Annotated in this window: 19 protein-coding genes; 11 read left to right on the top strand and 8 right to left on the bottom strand. The window is 52.8% G+C overall.

Annotated elements, in window-relative coordinates; genetic code table 11:
• Positions 1-242: 242 nt before the first annotated feature.
• The 3 genes from ACXJJX_RS09410 to ACXJJX_RS09420 all read right to left on the bottom strand — a co-directional run bounded on the left by ACXJJX_RS09410 (position 243) and on the right by ACXJJX_RS09420 (position 5,188).
• Positions 243-2,147, bottom strand: a complete 1,905-nt coding sequence (locus ACXJJX_RS09410) for a methyl-accepting chemotaxis protein (RefSeq protein WP_456434338.1) — start codon at positions 2,145-2,147, stop codon at positions 243-245.
• Positions 2,148-2,384: 237 nt separating this feature from the next.
• Entirely contained in the window at positions 2,385-4,205 is a 1,821-nt protein-coding gene (locus ACXJJX_RS09415) for a M48 family metalloprotease (RefSeq protein WP_456434339.1), read from the bottom strand.
• Positions 4,206-4,249: 44 nt separating this feature from the next.
• Complete coding sequence (locus ACXJJX_RS09420) at positions 4,250-5,188, bottom strand: HDOD domain-containing protein (RefSeq protein ID WP_456434340.1); 939 nt, start codon at positions 5,186-5,188, stop codon at positions 4,250-4,252.
• Between the two features lie 127 nt (positions 5,189-5,315).
• Between ACXJJX_RS09420 and ACXJJX_RS09425 the strand changes: the two genes are divergently transcribed.
• The 3 genes from ACXJJX_RS09425 to ACXJJX_RS09435 are packed head-to-tail and all read left to right on the top strand — an operon-like array spanning position 5,316 to position 7,480.
• On the top strand, positions 5,316-6,410 hold the full coding sequence (locus ACXJJX_RS09425; protein WP_456434341.1) for a hypothetical protein: 1,095 nt from the start codon (positions 5,316-5,318) through the stop codon (positions 6,408-6,410).
• 1 nt (position 6,411) lies between these two features.
• Entirely contained in the window at positions 6,412-7,170 is a 759-nt protein-coding gene (locus ACXJJX_RS09430; protein WP_456434342.1) for a hypothetical protein, read from the top strand.
• The gene (locus ACXJJX_RS09435) at positions 7,091-7,480 is read left to right on the top strand and encodes a secondary thiamine-phosphate synthase enzyme YjbQ (protein ID WP_456434343.1); all 390 of its coding nucleotides are present in this window, start codon (positions 7,091-7,093) and stop codon (positions 7,478-7,480) included. Before ACXJJX_RS09430 ends, ACXJJX_RS09435 begins: the two co-directional genes overlap by 80 nt.
• Here ACXJJX_RS09435 and ACXJJX_RS09440 read toward each other — a convergent pair.
• Positions 7,477-7,893, bottom strand: coding sequence for a hypothetical protein (locus tag ACXJJX_RS09440; RefSeq protein ID WP_456434344.1), 417 nt, complete (start codon positions 7,891-7,893; stop codon positions 7,477-7,479). The two genes, ACXJJX_RS09435 and ACXJJX_RS09440, sit on opposite strands and share 4 nt — an antisense overlap.
• 89 nt (positions 7,894-7,982) lie before the next feature.
• Here ACXJJX_RS09440 and ACXJJX_RS09445 point away from each other — a divergent pair, with 89 nt between their 5' ends.
• The 8 genes from ACXJJX_RS09445 (at position 7,983) to ACXJJX_RS09480 (ending at position 16,801) form a co-directional block, all read left to right on the top strand.
• On the top strand, positions 7,983-8,573 hold the full coding sequence (locus tag ACXJJX_RS09445) for a BON domain-containing protein (protein ID WP_456434345.1): 591 nt from the start codon (positions 7,983-7,985) through the stop codon (positions 8,571-8,573).
• Between the two features lie 6 nt (positions 8,574-8,579).
• The gene (gene mnmG, locus ACXJJX_RS09450) at positions 8,580-10,472 is read left to right on the top strand and encodes a tRNA uridine-5-carboxymethylaminomethyl(34) synthesis enzyme MnmG (RefSeq protein WP_456434346.1); all 1,893 of its coding nucleotides are present in this window, start codon (positions 8,580-8,582) and stop codon (positions 10,470-10,472) included.
• Entirely contained in the window at positions 10,469-10,819 is a 351-nt protein-coding gene (locus tag ACXJJX_RS09455; protein ID WP_456434347.1) for a DUF1462 family protein, read from the top strand. Before mnmG ends, ACXJJX_RS09455 begins: the two co-directional genes overlap by 4 nt.
• 94 nt (positions 10,820-10,913) lie before the next feature.
• Complete coding sequence (locus ACXJJX_RS09460; protein WP_456434348.1) at positions 10,914-11,945, top strand: sigma-70 family RNA polymerase sigma factor; 1,032 nt, start codon at positions 10,914-10,916, stop codon at positions 11,943-11,945.
• Complete coding sequence (locus tag ACXJJX_RS09465) at positions 11,911-13,635, top strand: tetratricopeptide repeat protein (protein ID WP_456434349.1); 1,725 nt, start codon at positions 11,911-11,913, stop codon at positions 13,633-13,635. The genes ACXJJX_RS09460 and ACXJJX_RS09465 overlap by 35 nt, the downstream gene beginning before the upstream one ends.
• Positions 13,616-14,308 carry a hypothetical protein gene (locus tag ACXJJX_RS09470; RefSeq protein WP_456434350.1) on the top strand — a complete coding sequence of 231 codons (693 nt, stop codon included), beginning with the start codon at positions 13,616-13,618 and terminating at the stop codon, positions 14,306-14,308. The genes ACXJJX_RS09465 and ACXJJX_RS09470 overlap by 20 nt, the downstream gene beginning before the upstream one ends.
• Positions 14,305-14,913, top strand: coding sequence for a flavodoxin family protein (locus ACXJJX_RS09475; protein WP_456434351.1), 609 nt, complete (start codon positions 14,305-14,307; stop codon positions 14,911-14,913). The genes ACXJJX_RS09470 and ACXJJX_RS09475 overlap by 4 nt, the downstream gene beginning before the upstream one ends.
• Before the next feature lie 256 nt (positions 14,914-15,169).
• The gene (locus ACXJJX_RS09480; protein ID WP_456434352.1) at positions 15,170-16,801 is read left to right on the top strand and encodes a methyl-accepting chemotaxis protein; all 1,632 of its coding nucleotides are present in this window, start codon (positions 15,170-15,172) and stop codon (positions 16,799-16,801) included.
• Here ACXJJX_RS09480 and ACXJJX_RS09485 read toward each other — a convergent pair.
• The 4 genes from ACXJJX_RS09485 to pabB form a co-directional block, all read right to left on the bottom strand.
• Positions 16,763-18,385: a DHA2 family efflux MFS transporter permease subunit gene (locus ACXJJX_RS09485; protein ID WP_456434353.1), complete on the bottom strand. Its 1,623-nt coding sequence runs from the start codon at positions 18,383-18,385 to the stop codon at positions 16,763-16,765. The genes ACXJJX_RS09480 and ACXJJX_RS09485 overlap by 39 nt on opposite strands.
• A complete protein-coding gene (locus tag ACXJJX_RS09490) occupies positions 18,382-19,533 on the bottom strand; it encodes an HlyD family secretion protein (protein WP_456434354.1) in 1,152 nt (383 codons plus the stop codon). Before ACXJJX_RS09490 ends, ACXJJX_RS09485 begins: the two co-directional genes overlap by 4 nt.
• Before the next feature lie 77 nt (positions 19,534-19,610).
• Positions 19,611-20,543, bottom strand: a complete 933-nt coding sequence (locus tag ACXJJX_RS09495) for an NAD(P)-dependent oxidoreductase (protein WP_456434355.1) — start codon at positions 20,541-20,543, stop codon at positions 19,611-19,613.
• Between the two features lie 31 nt (positions 20,544-20,574).
• Entirely contained in the window at positions 20,575-22,350 is a 1,776-nt protein-coding gene (gene pabB / locus ACXJJX_RS09500) for an aminodeoxychorismate synthase component I (protein ID WP_456434356.1), read from the bottom strand.
• Positions 22,351-22,400 lie beyond the last annotated feature (50 nt).

Raw genomic sequence — 22,400 nt, forward strand, 5'->3', positions numbered from 1 at the left:
TTTTGATTCTCTCTAAAACCTTACACCCCATAGTTTTTCCTTTTTCCCGCTATAGTTCTAAACGAAAAAAAAGAGACTCAACTTTAAAATCGTCCGTCTTGGTATATATCGGTTCTATTTGGGAGAACTTTAAGAAAGATTAAAATTTAGAGTTAAACATTGTTTTTAAGTCTAAGGCTTTCTCGAAGGCCTGTCCAAGGCCTTCGAGAAAGTGCTTGGGGCGGGGCTCTCTGGTCTCTAGGTCAGGATGTTTTCTGGTGGGAGATGTTTTCTCTTAGGACTTTTAGCTGTGAAACCACCTCTTTTACCTTGGGGGAGATCTCTCGGGCCAAGATTTGATAGATCTCTGTGGTTTTGGCCTTGGAGCGCAAGAGTTCCTGGATCTTTATTACCGAGTTGTGGAGCTCTCGGTGGACAGGGACAAGTCGGGAGATAATCTCTCCCCTTTGGCCGCTAGTTTTATATCTCTCCAGCCACCTGCCAAGGGCACATCGGGTGGCGTCAGTTTCTACCTCTGGAGGGACCCCTTTGAGGATGCCCTCAAGGACCTTTTCTCGCCAGGCAAAGTGCTGGAGACTCATGGCCATGATGCGGATAGAATCTGAGGCCTGCTCTTGGGCCTCTGAGATAGCCTTATCTTCAATGTTGAAGAAATCACCAACAGTCTTTATCTCGTCTACTATATCGGAGATGGCCTCTTCAGAAAGAAGAACCTCAGCGGAGAGTTCGGTAAATTCCCGGGCCTTTTGGGCCAAACCTTGGATCTGGTCATTTACCTGGCTTACTCCCTGGATGCCTTCCTGGATATTCTGACTTATTTCGGCTACGGTGGCTGTCTGTTCTTCGGTAGCACTGGCTATGGTGTTTGAGAGATCGTTTATCTGGGCCACGATTTGGGCAATCTCCTCTACGGAAACTACGGCCTGCTTGGTGTCGTCCTGGATGCCTCTGATCATCTCGGTGATCTCTTCAGTGGCCTTGGCTGTCTGGCGAGCGAGTTCTTTGACCTCGCCGGCTACCACAGCAAAACCCTTACCAGCCTCCCCGGCCCTGGCGGCCTCAATGGTGGCATTGAGGGCCAGAAGGTTGGTCTGTTCGGCAATCTGGCTGATCACTCTTATCACCTCACCGATCCTCTCTGATCCCTGGCTGAGTTTTCCTATCACCATCTTTGCTGACTGGGCCTTCTCCTGGGCCTGATTGGTGACAGCGGCTGTTTCTGAAATGCTTTTAGCAATGTCTTGGGTAGCGGTAGTCATCTCTTCTACGGCTTGGGCGACCCCCTTGAGACTTTCGGTAGCCTGCTGGGCGGCGGCAGCCACTTCGGTGGCTACTCTATCAAGCTCCTTAGCGCCCTGGTCCACGGCCTTCCCTACATGGGCAAGTTTTTGACTGGCCGTCAGGAGGGCTACGGTTTGGGTATCAAGGGTCTTTAGGATCTGGCCTACTCCGGCTGTCAGATTGTTAAAGGCCAAGGCCAGACGGGAGAGTTCGTTATGGCCCTCTACCTTTAAGGCCCTTTTGAATTGACCCTCGCTGGCCTCACTAAGACCGACAACTACGGTTTTAAGCCCTTGGTTTATCTGCCTGGTGACTATGAAATAGATGGAGAGACTGAGGATTAGAGCCAAGCTGAAGACAACTAAAATGGTTGTTTCTCCCTTTTGGGCAGCTTGAAGGCCACCTTCAAAATCGTCCCTAGCAGCCCTGAAAAGGACTTCACCAGCTTGGTTGATGGCTGAACGAAGAAGATGCCAAGGGCTATAGAGACCTTCAAGGTCTCGGAGAATTCCCTGCTCCCCAGCCTCAAGACGGCCCTGGTAGGTGGCCAAGGCCGCAATGAAGGCCTTAAGTGGAGGACCAATGATCTCTTTGAGCTCTTCATAAGATGATTCCTCTAACTCCTGCCAGGCCTTAGAGAGCTCTTGGCGCCCCTTGATGATAATTGATTGCAGCTCCCCTGGCCCCAGATCACCATCTTCAGCCTCCTCAAAGGCCTCTATGATCTGGGCCCCAGAAAGGGAAACGGCCCTAAGCTTTTCTAAGGCGAGGACCCTGTTTTGATAGAGGTCTTTGAGATCTTTGGTGGTCTTTTGATTGGTGTGATGGGCAATGAGAAAAGACACTATCAGGGAGAAGATGGCCACTCCAACGCTTATTGCTAGCTTGGCCCTGATAGAAAGATTATTTAATCTGAGAATAGACTCTCCTTTTCTGTAAAAGTTTTTGTTTTCTTGTTCCCTCTCTTTTTATAGGATCGTCTAAAATGTATGGAACTTTAATTAATTAACTTTATTAATTTGCTCTAAATTTAAATTGAGTTTTTTCTAATCTCTTTAATTATTTTGTGATTAATCGAAGTTATAAAACTTAAGTTTAGTTTATTAACTAGATGGTTTTTGTCGGAAGGATTTTTTCTCTTTGGCTTTGAGGAAACGTTTTAGTTGCCTTCGGTAGTGATCTTTGTTTTTACGGGCCTTCTTAAGGGCCATCTTCTCTAGCCTTATGGCCTCATCGATTTGACCGTTTTCAAAGTAGGCCAGGGCCAAGGTGTCCAGAACATAGGCATCTGGAGAGATCTGGGCGGCCTTGAGGGCCAAATCCAGGGCTCGGAAGGGATTGCGGCGGGCCGGATCCTCGATGGTCAGGTAGAGCCAGGCTAGATTGTTGAGGATCTCCGGATCCTCTGGGGCCATCCGAAGGGCCTCTTCGAGGGTCTCTACGGCGGCCCTGGGATCGTTTATCTCCAAGTAGATACTGGCCAGGATCTTATACCACTGGGGTCTTCTTTCCGGATCTTCTTTGATCTTTTTTTCGACCATGGCCACCAGGAGCCGGGCTCGGCCACCGCTTTTGATCTTTTCAAGGGGCAAGGTTTTAAGAGAGGTAAAGACCAGGGCAATGGCCAAAAGATAGATTCCAAAGGCGGTACGCAACTTCCTGCGGTGTTCGTCGGCCAGACGAGGGTTCAGATAACAGGCCTCAAGAAACTCCACCCGTTGCCTGATGCTGTAGTGATGCCAGCTTGGAAGATCCCTGATCCCCCCGGCCAGGTAGCTGATCTTCTCTAGGGCCCTGATAAGCCCATTCGGACTGCCAAGGGCCTTGAAGGCATAAAGATCGGCCTCCCGCTCAAAATTGCGCATAAAAAAGCCCATCACATAGCGAAAATAGATGATCAGGAGGAGAACCACCGGAATCGAGAAACCTAAAAAAAGAAGATCTTCGCCTCGGGTTGGGTGGGCGACTAAGTAATTGAGAATTGGTTTCCAATAGGTGAGGGCGTAAAAGGTCGGCTCAAGGAGAAGATAACCCAGGAGACCATATACGAGGAGGAAAAAGAGATAATAGAAGAGGTGATGTCTTTTTACGTGGCCTACCTCATGGGCCATAACGGCCAGGAGCTCTTCATCATCAAGGACGCTTAGAAGCCCTGGAGTGATAAGGACATAGCGCAAACGGCCGACTAGACCCATGACTCCGGCGGTAAAAAGACGTCCGGAAAAGATAGGCCAGAGAAGGATATCCTGATAGGAAAAGCCCTCTCGGTAAAAGAAGGCCTCTAGGAGCTCTCTTATCGGCCCTGGGGGCAGCGATCGGCAGCCCCATAGATACCGGATGAGGACGGGAATGAACAGGGCCATGATCAGGAGAAAGATCAGGAAAAAAAGCAGTTCATAAAGGGGGCTCTGACTAAGTTCCTTTAAGGGGGCCCAGGGGAGATGGGGCAGGATGTCAGCCACCAGATTGACCAGCACCCAAGGGACAATGGCTGGGAGGAGGAGACGAAATTGGCCAGAGACATAGCCTCGACGAGGTAGCTTTCCATCAAGGCGTCCTTGATAATGTGCTACCTTTCTCCAGAGGACAAAAAGATATAATAGATAAAAGCCAAGCCCGGCCAAGTCGAGAAGGGAGGGTAGGGGAAGGCTTAACATGGCCAAGAGGTGGCCTTTTAAATCCAGGAGATAGACATCTAATCCGTAGAAAATGAGAGCCAGGATGGAGAGGCGTTCCTGATAGACAATGATCTCCGAGGGGGCTCTGGCCCGGCGAAGGAAGAGGTTAGAGATCAGGCCAAAGGCAAAGAGTTTGGCCCCAAAAATCCCCAAAGCCCATAGCGGGGAGAGCATTGGTGGGGCGGCGGGCCAGCTGGCAAAAAGAACCAGGGCCACCAAGAGATAAAGGATAGTTGAGGTGAACATACTGGCAGGTTTTTATAATGCTTTTTGAGGCCTGGGGTAAGGGGTTAACTGACGATGGCGTTATTTAACCAGGATTCAACAATCACCGGACCTAGGGCCTCAAACTGGTCGGCCAGTTCGGAGAAGATCTCCTCCGAGAGACCCAGCCGTTTGAGTACCGGGCCAATGGCTGCCTCCTGGCCGCCGGGAATCCGACCGATCTGGTAACGATGGGCCAAGTGGTCTGCCACTTGGCAGATGGCAGCAATCTCTTTAAAGCCCTTTCTGGTAAAGGGATGATGATGATACCTGATGGCCTCGATCACAAAAGATGGCAGTTTCCAGTACCGGGCCAGCCACCGTCCTACCCAGGTGTGGGGGACATCCAGGGCGGATTCGGCCTCAAGGAGATGACAAGCAGTGTCTTTCTGGATTTTAAGGATGGCCCGAAACTCTTCCGGGAATCTGGTGGCCAAGACAGCCCGTCCCAGATCGTGAAGCAGGCCGCAGACAAAGAAGACCTCATCATCATTTCGTCCCAAAGCCCCGGCTATTATCCGGGCCCCGAGGCCCACGGCTATAGAATGAAGCCAGAAGTCGTTGAGGCTAAAGTCTTCAAATTCCTCTGGCGTCTTAAAGATACTGACGAGCATAATAGAGAGGGCAATGTTACGGACCTCATCGAGCCCTAAGGCGATGATGGCCCTTTTGACCGTGGTAATTGGAACTCGGTGGCCATAGAAGGCCGAATTGGCCACTGAGAGGACTTTGCTGGTGAGGGCCTGATCGTAGCGGATGATATCTTCAAGCTCCTCAACACTGACCTCTACGTTTCCCAGGCTCTCAATAAGCCGCAAGATTGTCGCCGGGACAGTGGGAAGATCCTCTATCTGAAGGATTCGGTTTCTCAGGTCCTGATAAGGGGCCAAGTCCTGGATCTTGGTCTTGATCTGGCTACCGGCCCTCCGGTATTGGCCCATGGTGGAGGTAAGCTTGGGTCCCATCGATCCCGTCCTTAAAGTGGCTACTTTTCTGATCGGTTTATCCTCTGAAAAGCTAAAGTCCAGCCAGCCTTGACCTCTTTTTCATTGTGGCTACTTTGTTTCCAAATCGGGGATTAAAGGGGGGGCTATGGCTAAGTGGATCTATGGCCCTGTTGAGGGGCCGGCAGACATAAGACGTATTAACTGCCTTATCCGGGACGAGATGCTTGAGGTCTCCTCAGTGGAGCAACTCACCGAGCTCAAGAGACGCTCTGATTATCTCTGTACCCTCACCTACAGCCCTTTCTGGGTCCAAAAGTTTGGCCCCCGTCTGGAGGAGCTTCGTAGGGCAGCCCTTGAGGAAAACGCTGCCAGTAGCCGGGCAGCTAATTTTGTTGCCCGGTTCCAAGGCTGGGAAAAGGAATATCATCCCTTTGGTCAGGCCGCCTCCCTTGAAGCCGAACTCGAGGGTCTCGATGATGCCTTGATCAAGGAGATCGAGGCATCCAGCCCGGTGGAGATAATCCGTCTGGCTGAGGCCATCGAGTTCCGACGGGAGTTCTGTTCTCTAAGAAAGGCCATGCTTTATGTGGATTCAGCTGAAGAACTGGAGAAGCTCAAAGCCTACGCTGATTTCCTGGTCACCCTGACCTATCTTAAGGAGATGGAGGCCAGGATCGGTCAGGAGCTTGAGCAGTTTCGGGAGGCCATCTATAAGGAACATACCCGCACGGTAAAACTGGCCAACATTATTGCGGCAGTGGCTGGCTTTGGCCTCCTTTTTGAGGAGTTCAACGAGGACCACCTAGTCCAGGAGGAAGACATCGAGGCCTACGTCTCTCGGACCATCGAGGAGGAAAAAAGGGCCGAGATCTATATCCCATCCGAGGCTCGCTACCGGCAGGGAAGGGTGATCTGGCTGGAGTACATAAGCCCCCATGAATACAAGGGAGGCCGAAGATACCCTCGGCGAAGGGTTAAAAGGATCTATCTGCCTGGGGACGCTCACGATCTCCGGCTTGAAGGCCCGGGATGGTTTACCACTAGGTTCGGTCGTAAAGTCTTCGGAGTCAAGCTTACCTATAAGACGACCCTTTCTCCGACGACCATCCACCGGGCCGGGCGAATCATCAGGTTGCCGGAGCGGGAAATCGAGCGGACTAAGATCATAAGCCTTGATGAAGGAGCCACCGAGATCAAGCTCCTGGATCATCGGCCAGAAGGGGCCTATCCTGTGGCCTGAGATGGAGAGACTTTTTCTTCTGGGGACTATACACCGCCTTGCCCAGGGAAAAGAAAGACTCCTTGAGCTCCTTGAAGACCTTTTGCCTCGGGCAGTCTCTCTAGAGATGAGCCGTTTTTCCTATAGATTCCGCCGGGCCAGAGAGGGGCTCTGGCTCCGGCGCCTTGAAGAGCTTTCTCCTTTACTTACCCCTAAGGCCCGAAAGGGTCTCAGATCGATCCTTGAGCTTCCCTACGAATTAAAGGCCGCTCAAGAGTTTGCCCTAAAGTTCCAGGTTCCTCTTTACCTGGTGGATCTCAGCCTTCCGGCCCGGGAATATCTCCTAGAGATCGATCGCTTATTGAAAAAAGGAGCCATAGAGCTTTTGGAAGAACTTGGTCAAAGTCTTGAGGCCGAGGCCAGGGAACTAGCCATCCTGGCTTCCCGGGCCCTTAAAGCCCCTGAGCGCTTTTTCTTTCACTTTACGTGGCGCTGGGGCCCATTAGAGGCCTTACGGGGAGAGATCATGGCCAGACGTCTTCGGCGCCGCCTCCGTTGGAAAGCCCCCCTTGTTCATATTGGAGGCTTTGAGCATCTCCTGCCCTACCCCGGCCGCCTTATCAAACACCTTGAAGATCTAAGCCCCAGGGTGATATTCATCTGGCAAGAGATGGCTCAAGGCCCGAGGAGGGAGGATAAGGATGGTCAGATCTATCTCCGTGAAATCAAACCGGAAGACCGAACTAATCGACATCACCGAGGTCATAAATCGGGAGCTTGATATCGATGAGGGCATCTGTCTCATCTATTGCCCCCACACCACGGGAGGGATTATTGTCAACGAGGGGGCCGACCCGGCGGTGGCCGAAGATGTAACCTCGGTCCTAAACGAGGTCGTTCCCTGGCATTTCCCCTATCGTCACCTTGAAGGCAATTCCCCGGCCCATGTCAAGGCCAGCCTTACCGGGCCTTCGGTCCTCCTGATAGTGGAAGGCGGACAGCTCAAACTAGGGACTTGGCAGAGAGTCTTTTTCTGTGAATATGATGGTCCCCGGAGCCGAAAGGTCTGGATCAAGACCCTGAAGGCCTAAGAATAATCGCCACGGCGGATCTTGGCTGCCTCAACGCTGGCCAGAATAGCTACCTCTTCTATGAGACTGCGGACCGGCCCTGGCTGGAGATCTTTGACTAGCTGGGCAAGTTCCCAGCTTTGGTCCTCAAGACCCTGGGCCGGGGCCTGGCCAGATATGGGCCTTTGGTCAAGAAGGCGGGCGATATTATCAAGAATATCAAGGACCTCTTCGGCCCGCCGTAGCCCTTCAACCTCCTCTGGCGCCAGGGAGATCAGAGGGGCAATAGTCGCCGGCGGGATACTTAAGCTTGGTTGCCCCTCAGAGAGCTTCTTTCCCAGGATCTCTTCAAAAGAAGGCCCGGTTTGCCCCTTAGTTGAGGCCCCTTTGGTTGGTTCAAGGCCCTTAGGAAAAAGGGTCTTTTCTATCTTCATTGCTTCTCTCCTTCAGGATTATTCAAAAGAGTTTACAACAGGCTAGGTTGAGTTACCATAATTAAACTCTCTTTAGAGAGGTCCTAAAAATGATATCGACTACAGGCCTAAAGATCTATATTTTCCTTCCCCTTCTGGGGATACTTCTTCTCCTTAACTCCTGTGGGCCGGTAATCGTAGGTACAGGGGCGGCTGGAGCCTATAAGGTGGCCACTGACGAACGAAGTCTTGGCCGACAAGTAGATGATGCTACGATTACCGCCCGTATCAAGGCTGCCCTGGCCCAGGATCCCCAGACCAAGGCCAGAAAGATCGACGTTGATACAGTTGATGGTACGGTGACCTTGACAGGTCTTGTCTCCAGCCAAGCCGAGGCCAAAAGGGCAATCGAGATCGCCAGATCCACCCCCGGGGTGCGTGGGGTGAGAAATAATCTTCAAATCGGCAAGCGCAGTCTCGGACGCCTCCTGGACGACAAGACCCTGGGGGCCAAGATCAAGGCCAAACTTCTGGTAGAGCCGGGGGTGCGTTCTCTTTCTATTGACGTAGACGTGGTCAACGGGGTGGTCACCTTAACCGGGGTGGTCAAGGACAAAGATCAGATGGATCGCATCTTGGCCATTGCCAAGGGCACCGAAGGGGTCCGGGCCGTGGTCAACAACCTGAGGCTCAAGAGGTAACTTACCGTGTCAGTCTATCCTAAAAAGTACGATGTTATTGTTGTTGGGGCAGGTCATGCGGGGGTTGAGGCCGCCCTAGCGGCGGCCAAGATGGGCTGTGAGACCCTTGTCCTGACCATCAACCTTGACAACATTGGGGCCATGAGCTGCAATCCGGCCATCGGCGGTCTGGCCAAGGGGCATCTGGTTAAGGAGATCGATGCCCTGGGAGGGGCCATGGCCAAAAACATCGATGAGACTGGGATCCAGTTCCGGAGACTCAATACCAGTAAGGGGCCGGCGGTTCGGGCCACCCGGGCTCAGGCCGACCGTCTCCGCTACAAGCTCCGGATCCGCCGGGTCCTTGAGGATCAAGAGCGTCTGGATATAAAGCAGGCCAAGGTAGCCCGTCTGCTGGTAAGGGACAGGCGCATCTTTGGGGTGGAGAGCTCGGTGGGGGAGGTCTTTGAGGCCAAGGCAGTAGTCATTACCACCGGTACCTTCCTCCAGGGCCTCATCCATATTGGCCTTAAACATTTTCCGGCCGGTCGCATGGGAGATCCTCCCTCCAACCGGCTCTCGGAAACCCTTAAGGCCCTGGGTTTTGAGGTTGGACGCCTTAAGACAGGTACTACCCCCCGTCTTGATGCCCGAACCATTGACTTCAGGCGTCTTGAGGTCCAATACGGTGACGATCCTCCGCCTCTTTTCTCTTTTGCCAATCAGGGCAAACGACCCCTTTTGCCCCAGCTTCCTTGCTACATAACCTATACTAATCCTCGAACCCATGAGGTCATCCGTTCTGCCACTCACCGCTCCCCCCTATTTACTGGAGTCATCCAGGGGGTTGGGGCCCGATATTGTCCCTCTATTGAGGATAAGGTTTTTCGCTTTCCGGAGAAACAACGTCATCAGATCTTCTTGGAGCCCGAAGGGATCGATTCTATAGAGATCTATCCCAATGGTATTTCCACTAGTCTTCCGGTAGATGTCCAACTTATGATGGTCAGAAGTATTGAGGGCCTTGAGAAGGCCGAGATCCTAAGGCCAGGATACGCCATCGAATACGACTATGTTGATCCTATCCAGCTCAAGCCCTCCCTTGAGACCAAACTGGTAGCCGGGCTCTTTCTGGCTGGGCAGATAAACGGGACCTCGGGCTATGAGGAGGCTGCGGCCCAGGGAATCGTGGCCGGGATCAATGCTGCCAGATACGTGAAGGAAGAGGAGCCGGTGATTATCGATCGCTCTCAGGGATATATCGGAGTCCTCATTGATGATCTTGTCACCAAGGGCACTAAAGAACCCTACCGGATGTTTACCTCAAGGGCCGAGTACAGATTACTCCTCCGGGAAGACAATGCCGATCTTCGACTTACCGAGCTGGGCTGGAGCTTGGGGTTGGTGGCCGAGGAAGATTACCGCCGTTTTCGGGCCAAGAAGGATCTTTTAGAAAAGACACTTTCCCGCCTTAGGTTTGAGAAGGCTCATCCGGGCCGGATAAACCAGATGTTGGAGCACCTAGGTAGCTCTCCTCTTAAGGAGCCAGTAAGCCTCTTTGATCTCCTGCGGCGACCAGAGGTAGGTCTTGAGGCCCTGGCCCGAATCTATTCCTTTTTGGCCGAATTGCCTGCCCCGGTGGCCGAGGCCGTGGAAATAGAGACCAAGTATGCCGGGTATGTGGCCCGGCAGCGGGAGGAGATCGAGCGTTTCAGACGTTGGGAGGCCATGAGACTGCCGGAAGATCTCGACTACTGGCAGATTCCGGGTCTGTCTACTGAGGTAAGGGAGAAGCTCTCCAAAGTCAGACCTGCCAATCTAGGGCAGGCCTCCCGGATCTCGGGGGTCACTCCGGCGGCCATCTCGGCCATCCAGATATATCTTAAAAAGCATGGCTTGCGGGGGCTCAGAGCGGCATGAGTCAGGTGTCGGTATTGGTCTTTGATCGTCCTTGTCTGGTGGCTGAATGCACTGGGGCGGCCTGTATGCCCGGCCCGGCGGCCCGCTGCAGCATGGGAAAGGAAGTTGCTGAGCAGTTTGCCCTCTTGAAGGAAGAGGTTGCCAAAAGGTTTGGCAATCGGGCAGAGGTCATCTATATTGACGTAAATCATGACGAACAGGCCCGAAGGCACGAGGCAGCCATGGCCGTGCTTTCCCGGATGCTTGAACCTCCGGTAGTGGTTGTCGATGGTCAGATCTTGGCCTCAGGAGAGATTCCGGTTGGCAGGATAATCCAGCACCTTGAGGATCTGGTGGGAGTAAATTAGTTTGTTTCCTTTTAGAAAACCTGATATTGAAAAGGATCAAACACCTCTTAGGTCAAGCTCTCCCAGCAAAAAAACAATGGACTGAAGGAGTCTCATGGTCAAAGCTGCCAAATTAAAGTCAGCCAAGGACCCGTCCCCGAAGAAGAAACGTCGTGGCCGCAAGAAAAAGGCCAAGGAGCAAGAAGAGATCAAGGCCTTGCCTCAGCCAGTCACTGAGACTGTTCCGGTTTTGGTCTCCTCTTCGGAAGAGGACCTAGCTCCGGTTACCACAGATCCTCTCCAGCGTTATCTGGCTGAGATCAGTCGCTATCCTCTTCTTAGCCGGGAGGAAGAGGAGCAACTAACCAAAGAGTATTACCACAGTCGGGATCCACGTCTGGCTTACAAGCTGGTCACCTCCAATCTCCGTCTGGTGGTTAAAATAGCCTTGGATTTTCAAAAATTCTGGATGCAGAATTTTCTTGATCTCATCCAAGAGGGCAACATTGGCCTTATGCAGGCTGTCAAGAAGTTTGATCCTTATCGGGGGGTCAAGTTCTCCTACTATGCCTCCTTTTGGATCAAGGCCTATATCCTTAAGTTCATTATGGATAACTGGCGCTTGGTAAAGATTGGTACCACCCAGGCTCAACGGAAACTTTTCTACAATTTGAAGAAGGAAAAAGATCGTCTGGATGCTCTCGGCTTTGAGCCGTCTTCAAAGCTCATCTCTGAGAGGCTCAAGGTCAAAGAAAAGGATGTCATCGAGATGGAGCAACGTATGGGGGCCTGGGAGGTCTCCCTTGATGCCCCTGTAAGGGAGGATTCGGATGAGAAATATCAGGATTTCCTCCCCAGCAACGATCCTCCAGTGGAGGATCAAGTGGCCCGAGATGAGGTCGGCGAAAGACTCCGTCAGGTGCTGGCGGAGTTTGGCCGCGGGCTCAAGGACAAGGAGAAGGTCATCTTTGAGGAACGACTTTTAGCCGAAGATCCCCTGACCCTTCAGCAGATAGGTTCCCGCTTTGGGATATCCAGAGAGCGGGTCCGTCAAATTGAAGAAAGGCTACTTAAGAAGCTCAAAAAATTCCTACAGGAGAGATTACCAGACATTGAGAACTATCCTCTGGCCCTGGAAGCGTCTTAGCTTGGCCCTGATAGGTCTGTTTTCTCTGGTCTCCCCGGCCCTGGCCTATCCTGATTTAAGCCCCCGGGCAGAGGCCTATTATCAGTTTTTGCGGGGAGAGTATGCGGCCAGTGTCGGCCATATTGATGAGGCCATTGATTCCTTTGAACGCTTGATCCGTCTTGATCCCGAGGCCGTCTTGCCCCTTGAAGAGCTAGCCCGGATCTATGCTACTCAGAACAAACTCAAGCAGGCCCTGAAATATGCTGAGAAGGCCTCCAAGAAGGATCCCCAAAATGTATCTATTCTTATTATTCTGGGCCGTCTTTATGCCTCGCAGGGGCGGTATGAGAGGGCCGTGGCCACTCTGGAGAAGGCCCTTGAGGTTGCTCCCGACCAGACCGAGGCCTTGATGCTGATCTCGAGCATCTATGCTGAAAATAGGCGCTACAAAGAGGCTATTGAGACCCTGAAGCGTTTTCTGAAGGTAAAAGAGGACTCCTTTATGGGGCATTATTATCTGGCCCGAATCTATCGTCAGATGAAGGACTATGATCAAGCTATCAAGGAATACCGGCGGACCATAGAACTTAATCCGCGCTTTGAGGGCGTCTGGTTGGAGCTAGCCCACCTCTACGAGCTAATTGGCCGGCCCGATCAGGCCCTGGCCACCTATCAGGAGTGCCTAAGGAGTAGCCCCCCCTGCCATGAGGCCCTGTCCCGGATACTTGATCTTCTCGTGCGTCAGGGGAAGGCCAAAGAGGCCCAGGAGTTGCTTAAGAGATGGGATCTAAAACAAATGGATGATTCTCTGGTGGCCAGCCTTATACGGGGGGCCCTGATCCTCCTTGAGGCCAACGAGGTTGATAGGTCTATCGCCATCCTTGAGGATTTGCAGAGAAAACTTCCTGATGATCCTCGGATTCATTTCTATCTCGGGCTGGCCTACGAGACCAAAGGGGACCTTAAAAAAGCCATCTCCCAATACGCTACGATCTCTGAAGACTCAAACTTTTACTCCGAGGCCCTGAACCGGCAGGCCCTCTGCCTGAGCCGGTTGGGCAAAGAGGACGAGGCCGTCTTTCTTCTTGAGGGAGCCATCAAGAGATTTCCTGACAAGGTCCAGTTCCGCAGGACCTTGGCTTCGATTTATGAGAGTCAGGGGCGTTTTGACAAGGCTGAAGAAGCGATTCGGGAGGCTCTTAAGCTTGTTCCCGAAGATACCTCTCTTCTCCTTGAACTGGCTTATATTCTCGAGCGAGCCTCTCGGAGAGAGGAAGCCCTTAAGGTAGCCCTCAAAGTCTTGGAGAAGGAGCCAGAGAATCCAGCAGCTCTTAACTTTGTTGGCTACACCTGGGCCGATATGGGGATAAAGCTTGATGAGGCCGAGGAGATGATCAAAAAAGCCCTTAAGGCCCGGCCTAATGATGGCTACATCATCGATAGCCTCGGTTGGGTTTATTACCGAAAGGGACAATACAAAAAGGCCTTCCAGGAGCTTAAAAAGGCCGTTTCTCTCACTCCGGATGATCCCATCATCAACGAACATCTGGCCGACGTCTGTGTAAAACTTGGTTACTACCAGCGGGCTCTCAAATATTACGAGAAGGCTCGATCCCTTTACCAAAAAGACAAGGATCACAAGCGTCTTAAAAAAAAGATCAAAAAGACCCGTGAACGTCTGGAGATGCTTGAAGACCTGGAGCCTTAGCCTGGGTCTCTTTCTGACCCTTTGGGCCTGTAGCCCTTTGAAGACCATCCCCCGGGGTCAGTGGCCAGAGATCATTCCCCCACCACCAGAAGGCCTTAGGGGCTCTTTTTCCTTTCAGCTCTCTATTGCCCACAAAAACCTTGCCGGCCAGGCCATAATAAGTGCTCAAGATGATTGTCTGCGGCTTGATATCCCCTCTCCCCTGGGTCTTCCGATCATGGTGGCCTATCTGACCGGCGGTCAACTCTTGCTCGCTCTTCCTTTAGAGGCCCGGGCCATAAAAGGTTCCCTGGAAGGTCTTTTCCCTTTGAGGCTTCTGCAGTATCCCCAAGGCCTTCTCTGGGGGCGTTTTGATCCCCGTTGGGGCCGGATTCGATTGGTCAGAAAAAAGGCCGACAGTTTTTTTCTCGTTCTTGATTCCGAAGGATCAACCATTCGTCTGGCCATGGATGCCAGGGGGAGGCTTCTCTGGCTCAAAGTCTATGGGGCCAAAGAGATCTTCAGGTCTGGTATCTCCTATGAGGGAGGGGCAATCAGGCTCGATTATCCAGCCCTTTCCTTATCTTTAGTCCTCACAAGACATTCTCTGGAGAGATCTTTTCTTGACTGCCATGACCTATCATTTAAGATTCCTCCTAATTTTAGGATTTCTCTTTTGAAGGAGATTTTATGAAAACCTTGTTTTTTATGGGAAGCCCCCGGTCAGGAGGAAATACGGATATTCTTTCTCGGGCTTGGCTTGAAGCCTTTGAGGAGGCAGGGGGGCAGGTGGACTTTGTCCCCTTGGTCAGGAGGCGGATCAGCCCCTGTCTTGAATGTGGTGGTTGTGATGAGACCGGAGAGTGCATCCTTGATGATGACATGCGGGAGATCTACCCCCTTATGGCCGAGGCCGAACTGATCATCGTCGCCTCGCCTATCTTTTTCTATAATATCACCGCCTATACCCAGGCCCTGGTAGAGAGGAGTCAGGCCTTCTGGGTGGCCAAGTACCGTCTTGGTCGGCGCCCTTCCCCGAAGACCCGTCTGGGAATCTTTTTCTCCCTGGGGGCTACCAAGGGGAGAAGGCTCTTTGAGGGTCCTCAGCGGACGATCCGTTACTTCTTTGATGCCATAGACGCCCATTACCTAGGGGGGCTTTTTTATCGGGGAATCGAGGCCCAGGGGGCCATCAGAGAACACCCCTTGGCCCTCTCTCAGGTAAAAGATCTGGCCCGGGCCATTGCCTCCGGTGTCCCTCCGGAAGACTGGCCCCTCGTCAAGGATCCCTGCCCTTAATAAAAACGCCTAAACAAATTCTTTAATTCAATTTAATTAAGACTGGGAATTCCTATTGTACTCTTAATCAGTTTAACTAGTTTTGACAAAAGTGTGTAAAGTTCTCTTTAACCTTTATATTTCTCTTCTCTGAACCGATATATGAGCTTGATGGCAGTTGTTATTTGTTGACTTTAATCTGAAAGATTAAACTACTAACTAATTAATATCTATATAATTGGGTGAAAAGAATCACAAAATAAAGGAGGCTTGTTTTATGAGTAGTAGTTTGTCGTTTTTTCAAAGAATTTTAGAAAAGTTTAAGATTAAATACACTATTTTTGCCTTGGTCGTCTATTTTTCCCTGATGATTGTCTTGGTGGGGATCTTAGCCGTCAAGGCTACTAGGACCATGGGGCGAACAGTGACTACTATAGTCGAGGGGAACATTCCTCTAACAGCCCTTATGACCAGTATCGAGACCTTACTGGCCAACCAGAAGGTCCAGACAGGGCTTAGCCGGGCCGACAACACCGGAGCAACTTTCTTTGAGAATTCCCGCAAGATAAAAGAACTCATTGGGGAAACCGAGGCCCTTCTTGAAAGATACGATCGCCTTTCGGATTACGAAGACAGCCTTATCGTCCAGGCCAAGGGGCTTATCAATGATTTCAAGGGGGTCTATGCCACCTATGATCAACGGGCCGAAGGCTACTTTAGGGCCTTGGGCTCCGGGGGCCAAGGCCCGGGCCTTGACACCCGGAGGCAGTCCTTGGTGGATTCTGCCGGGAGGCTTGACTCTCTGGCCCTTGAGTTCAAAAAGATCGTCAAAAAACTCAATGAAGACGGGGCGGCCTTTGCTCAGGCCAAGGCTGACGAGCTCTTAAAGGAGTTGGCCTTTTCCTTGGGGGCCATTCTTCTGGTCGGGCTCTTGATTGGTCTGGCGGTCTTTTTGGGCATCAGTGGCAAGTTGGCCGAGGTTACTGGTCGGGTTCGAGAGGTAGCCACCGGCGAGGCCGACCTCACCAAGAGGATTCCTGTCCGCGGCCAGACCGAGCTTGATGAGCTGGCCCGGCTGGTAAATCGCTTTATCGAACGCATCCAGATCCTGATTAAAGAGGCCCGTGTCTCTGGCGAAAAGGTCGCCGAGGAAGTCTCTCAGTTGAGCAGCCTAGCTCAACAGCTGGCCAGCACAGCCGTGGAGGGACAGGCCCAGTCCGAGGAGGTCTCCAGGGCGGCTCGGGCCGTGGGAGAACAAGTCCAGAGTGTGGCTGCGGCCATGGAGGAGATGACGGCCACCATCTCAGAGATATCCCGCCATACCAGCTCGGCCAGCCAGAAGGCTCAGGATGCCCGGGAGGAATCGGCCCAGGCTCTGACTGCCGTGGAGGGGTTAAATAGCGCCTCGCGCCAGATTGGCGAGATCAGCAAACTTATCGGTGATATCGCCCAGCAGACCAATCTCCTGGCTCTCAATGCCACCATCGAGGCCGCCCGGGCCGGGGAGGCCGGCAAAGGCTTTGCCGTGGTGGCCGGCGAGGTCAAAGACCTGGCCCAGCAGACCGAAAAGCTGGTCAAACAGATCGAAGCCGCCGTAAATGATCTCCTGGCCAGGGTGGAAGAGGTCTCTTCGGCCACTTCCCGAAACGCCGAGGTCATTGATTCGGTTACCGAGCTGGCCAACAATGTGGCTGCGGCCGTAGAGGAGCAGACAGCGGTGGTCAATGAGGTCAGCCGTAATGCCCAGGCCGTGGCTAGCCATTCTTCGGATCTGGTCAATCAGAGTGAGGGGATCACCGAGGCCAGCTCCCAGACGGCCCAGGGTTCAGAGATGGCCCAACGGACGGCCAAACAGCTCGAAGAACAGGCCCTAAGGCTCAAAGAGCTCCTGGGGGCCTTTGTTGTCTAGGCCAGGGGCGTTGTGGGGCCGCCCAAAAAGGCGGCCCTGGTCTTTGGCCTTTAAAATCAGAAGGAGAACCAGAAAGGCACTTCCTAGAAGGGCAAAGTAGAAGCTGTGTCTGAAGGTGTCCTGGAAGGCATGGCTTAGGCTCTGAATCCCCTGGGCATAGTAAAGAAGGGCCTTGGCCTTTTGGGCAGCCAGGTCCTCGGGGAAGAAGACTCTCAGACGTTCGGTGCTCGATTCAAGGAATCTGGTTACGTGATAGGTGTTTTGAAGAGCGCTTATCTCCTCGTAATGAAAAGCCCAGCGTTTTTTGAGGGTATTGGTGGCGATTGCTGTTCCAAAGGAGCCCCCAACAAAACGAAGATAGTGCATCAGACTGACCCCCAGGCTGGTCTTGTCACCCAGATTTCTTAAGGCCTGGGCTGTAAGGGGGGCAAAAAAGGTCCCCAGTGAGATCCCGAAGGGGATGGTCAGAAGGGCGGCCTTGGTGGCCGGGGTGTAATAATTAAGTGAGGGGATGAGGAAATAAGCCGTGAAAAGATAGATTACCAAGCATAGGCTTAAGACCTTTTCCGGGCCGATTCGGTCACTCAAAAATCCTGATATAGGTGAAAAAATTCCAATGAAGATGGCAAAGGCGAGCATATGAAGGCCGGTCTGAAAGGTGGAGAGATATTTTAGATTTTCGTAATAAAGCGGCAGCAGGTAGAAGATTTGATACATAGAAAAACCAAGGACGAAGAAATAAAAGCCCATAGAAAGACCATATTCCCGCCGGGCAAAGATGGAAAAATCGATCAAAGGCCTAGGGGAGAGAAGTTCGGAGATGAGATAAAGTATCCCGGCAATAAGGGCCACAAAGCCAAGATAGACGATAAGATCGGCCTGGAACCATCCCAATTGTTGCCCCTTTGAGAGGAGGACGAGAAGGGAGACGGTAAAGGTGGCCAGGAAAAGATAACTTATGAAATTAAACTCCAGCCTTCCCTTTCTGGCCAAGACCCTAGGCAAGAGGGCGGCTGCGGCCAGAAAGTTAAGGGTGCCCACCGGGAGATTGACATAAAATACCCATCGCCAAGATAGGTGTTCGGTGATCCAGCCACCTAGGGTTGGCCCCAGGGCCGGGGCAAAGCTTACTCCCAGGCTGAAGATCCCCATGGCCAGTCCCCGCCGCGGTGGTGGATAGATGCTCAGGAGTATCGTCTGAGCCGAGGCCATGATAAAGGCCTCTCCCAGACCCTGGGCCACACGGGAGGTAATCATTTCCGCCAGGCCCGTGGCTTGGCCACAGAGGGCACTTGAGACGGTAAAAGTGATCAGGCCAACGAGGAAGAGCCTTTTAAGCCCCCAGATTCGGGCCAGAGACTCTATGAGGAGGAGCCCCACGGCCGCCGCCGTCATATAGGCCGTAATTACCCACTGGATGCCATAGAGATCAGTGGCCAAAGGGGCCATCATCTTGGGGATGACGACATCAACGATGGTGGTGTCCAGAATGGCCATGAAGGCCCCGATCATGACGATAAAGGTCAAAATGGCCCTTCGGATCGGGGAGATCGTCTCGTAGATGGGGCGAAGCTCGGGTTTCATGGCTGACGTCTGATTTCCACCTCGCCTCCAAGTCCTATTTTGAGGAGTTCCACTGGCCCCTCGGTAATCTTGATCTTTATAGGGATTCTCTGGGCCACCTTGGTAAACTCTCCGGCAGAGATGTCCCGGGGGACAAGGGCAAACTTGGCCGCCGAGGTGGGAAGGATCTCGCTGACAATTCCCCTGAAAATCTCTCCTGGATAGGCGTCAATGGTGATTTTTGCCGGACACCCTTCTTTTACTCCCCTGAGCTTGTTTTCCTCAAGTAACACGAGGATGTAGATATCTGAGGGGTCCACCAAGGCGTAGACCGGGGCCCCGGGGCGGACAACATCTCCAAGACTCCGATACTTCTTGGCTATCCGGCCAGAAATAGGGCTTTTAAGCTGGCAGTAGGCTACCAGACGCCGGACCTCAGCCAGCCGGGCCTCGGTGGCGACAATCCTCTCCTTCAGGCTGGCCAGATCCCGTTGTCCCTCTTTGATCCTTAGTTCCTGGGCCTCGGCCAAACGGATCTCCTTACGGGCCGCCGAAAGTGCGGCATAAAGGGATCTTTTTTGGGCCAAAAGGGCCTCCTTTTCGGCCTCTTTTTCGGCCAGCTTAGTTTCAATGGCCTCAAGTCGTCTTTTGGAGACCACCTGGGCCTGATAAAGACTGCTGAAACGGTCTCTGTCCCGTCGGAGCTGATCGATGGTGGACGAGATCCCTTTGATCTTGGCCTCAAGGGAAGACAATTCCTCCTTAAGACCGCGGGCCTTGTCTTGGGCGATGGCCTTCTTCAGACGGACCTCCTGGTCCAGACGTCGGAGGGAGATCTCTCTTCGGGCCTCTTCTTCCTTGAGGGCCTTAAGTTCGGCCAAGATCCTTTCCGTCTGGAGTCTGTAATCTCGGGCCTCAATCTCGGCCAGAACCTCTCCGGCCTTCACCCAGTCCCCTTCGTTTTTGTTAAGCTTCACTATTCGGCCGCTGACCCTATCGAATCCCAGATTAATAAGACCCTCTGTCTCGACAAAGACCGCGTTGCTGATGGCGTAATTTAAACGGTGCCGGATGAGGAGGACTGCCCAGACAAAGACCACCACCAGGGCGGCCAAAAGAAAAATCAAGGCCAGTCGGCGACCGTCTTTAAGCCTCTTAGCATGGATCATCTGGTTCTCCACCTCTGGGCTGGAACGATCTTAGAACTAGCGCAAAACAGCTCCGGGTGTAAACCAGAAAACAACGGTCACCTTCTGTCCTGATCATTTAAGGCCCCTAGCAGAACCTTGACGGCGGCAAAATCATCCTCGGCCAAGCCCCTTCCGGCTGCCTGACGATAAAGCTGAAAGACAGTGTGTCCAGAGGGAACCGGTGCCCCGGCCTCATCTGCTGTCTTCAGGATGTAGCGGAGGTCCTTGAGCATATGTTTAAGGGGAAACTGGGCCGGGAAGAAACCTCTTTTAAACATCTCCTCTTTAAGTCTGTAGAGCCCGCAGGCCAGGGGTCCGGAGAGGATCGTCTCCAGGATGCTCTCGGTCTTAAGACCGCAGGCCTCTCCCAGGTTGATGGCCTCGGCTAGGCCTTCCATCATTACCGCCAGAAGGAGATTGACAACCATCTTCATGGCCGATCCCTGACCTGCTGGGCCGCAGTAGATGACCTTTTTCCCCAAAGAGAGAAATAGCGTCTGGAGACGCTCAATTTCCTCCTCTGGACCTCCGGCCAAGATAATCAAGGCCCCCTCTTCAGCCGGCTTCCGGGAGCCAGAGACCGGGGCGTCGATGAAGATGGCTCCGTGGTCCTGGATGCGGCGGTCAAGCTCCCGGCTGTAGGCCGGAAATACAGTGCTCATGTTGATGATGACCTTGCCGTCAAGGTCGGCCGCAAAGATCCCCTCAGGGCCGCTGAGCAGTTCCTCTATGGCCTCCGGCCCAGTGACCATGAGGATGATCACCTCTGATTCCCGGGCCAGATCTCTGGGGCTTCGGGCTAACCTGGCCCCGGCCTTGACGAGGGACATTGCCTTTGAGGCCGTGCGGTTGTAGACGAGGAGCTCAAATCCCCCTTTTAAAAGATTGCCTGCCATGGGTGTCCCCATGATTCCCAAACCAATAAAGCCGATCTTTGTCTTCTTCATAGTTGACCTCCTTGCCGATTGCTCAAAAAAGCCAGAGGGCACAAATTTATTGAAGGCCTGATCAATCCCCGGCCTATTTGATCGTCTTGACAAATCCTGCGGGGATAAGCCCTCTTACAGAGTTACCCAGAAAGATCCTTGAGGCCCGGCGGAGATCTTCTGGATAAAGGACCTTCTCTCGGCACAACCCTTTCTCTAGAAGCTCTGCCCTCAAAGTGCCCGGGAGAAGTCCAGAGGTAAGGGGTGGGGTATAGAGGGTGCCCTTAAACTCAATGAAGATATTGCTGATGGTCCCCTCAGTAAGCTCTCCCCTTTCGTTTAGAAAGACTATTTCCTCAAGCCCCAGGCAGGAGGCCTCATCCCGCCATCTGTCGTAAAGGGACCGGTGGGTGGTTTTATGGTAAAGAAACGGATCTCTGGAATTGACCCTTTCTTCAGCCAGCCCAAAGCGCCAGAAAACTTGGCTGCTCCCTTTAAGGGGGGTGCATTCGAGCCGATAGTTACCATCTTCGGCGAGCAGGATTCGAACCCGGTGTTTGCCTCTGGGCCTGGAGCGAGCCAGGACCTTCAGGTCTTCAAGGAGCCTTCTTTCCTCAAAGAGGAAGTCAAAATAGGCCGCTGAGGCTCGAAGCCTCTTAAGGTGCCTTTTGAGGAGGAAGATCCTCCCCTCTTCAAGGAGCATGGTTTCGATGAGGAAAAAGTCGGGCAGATCCTCAACCAGAAATCTCCCCTTAAGGAGACACTCCTGATACTCACTAAGGGCCTCGGAGTCATAGACAATCCCGCTTCCAATCCCCATCTCTCCTCGGCCGTCCCTGAGAAAGACGGTCCTTATGGCCACGTTGAAACAGGCCTCTCCCCTCGGAGAAAAGAAACCAATGGCCCCGGTGTAGAGCCCCCGGGGCTCTTTTTCAAGCTCGGCAATGATCTCCATGGTCCTAATCTTGGGGGCCCCGGTTACTGAGCCGCAAGGAAAAAGGGCCCTGAGAATTCCGGCCACTCCGCCTCCTTCCCCAAGCTCACCCAAAACCGTAGAGGTCATCTGGTGGACAGTACGATAACGTTCCACCTCAAAGAGCCGGGGGACATAGACGCTTGCCCGCTGGCATATTCGCGAGAGGTCATTGCGGATAAGATCAACGATCATCACGTTTTCGGCCCGGTTCTTAGGGTCTTTTCTGAGGTTCCGGGAGATGGCTTCATCTTCATCCAGGGTCCTTCCCCGGGGGGCCGTTCCCTTCATGGGCCGGGACCAGATCCTTTTGTCCTGGCAGCGAAAAAAAAGCTCTGGGGAAAGAGAGAGGATATGGCCCTGGCCGTCAAAGATCAAAGCGGCGTAAGAGACAGGTTGATGACGCCTAAGTCTCATATAGAGACTAAAGGGTGATCCCCAATAACTAAACTTGAGCTTAAAGGTGAAGTTTACTTGATAAGTATCTCCAGAAGCGACAAATTCTTTAATTTGATTAATAGCTAATATATAGTCCTCTAAAGAAATGTTGGCCTCAGGTTCTGAAATCTCAAAGCTCTCTTCGCTCCCCAAGCTCTCTTCGCTCCCCCAAAAGGGGATCTCTCCTGGGGGGAGAATCTCTGGGGCTTCAAAGGCTCCAAACCAGCCCAAAGGTCCCTTGAGGCCGGTGGCCAGTGGGCCTAGCCTTGGTTCAAGGAGGTAGCCAAACTCATAGTTGAGGTAGCCGGCCACCCAGAGGCCTTCGGCCAGGGCCTCCTCCAGGGCTTTGAGGTCTCGGTCAGAAAAGATCTGGATCTCCCTCACCGGGGCTTTAAAGAGGAGGCTGCGTCGGTTTTCGGAGTCCTTTTTTATGGTGTCCAGGAAGACAAAGGGTTTCACGTCAGGCCTATTATCATGAAGCCTAGCTAAGGGGAAGGGATCTGGCCCCG

Source organism: Thermosulfuriphilus sp., assembly GCF_054026695.1.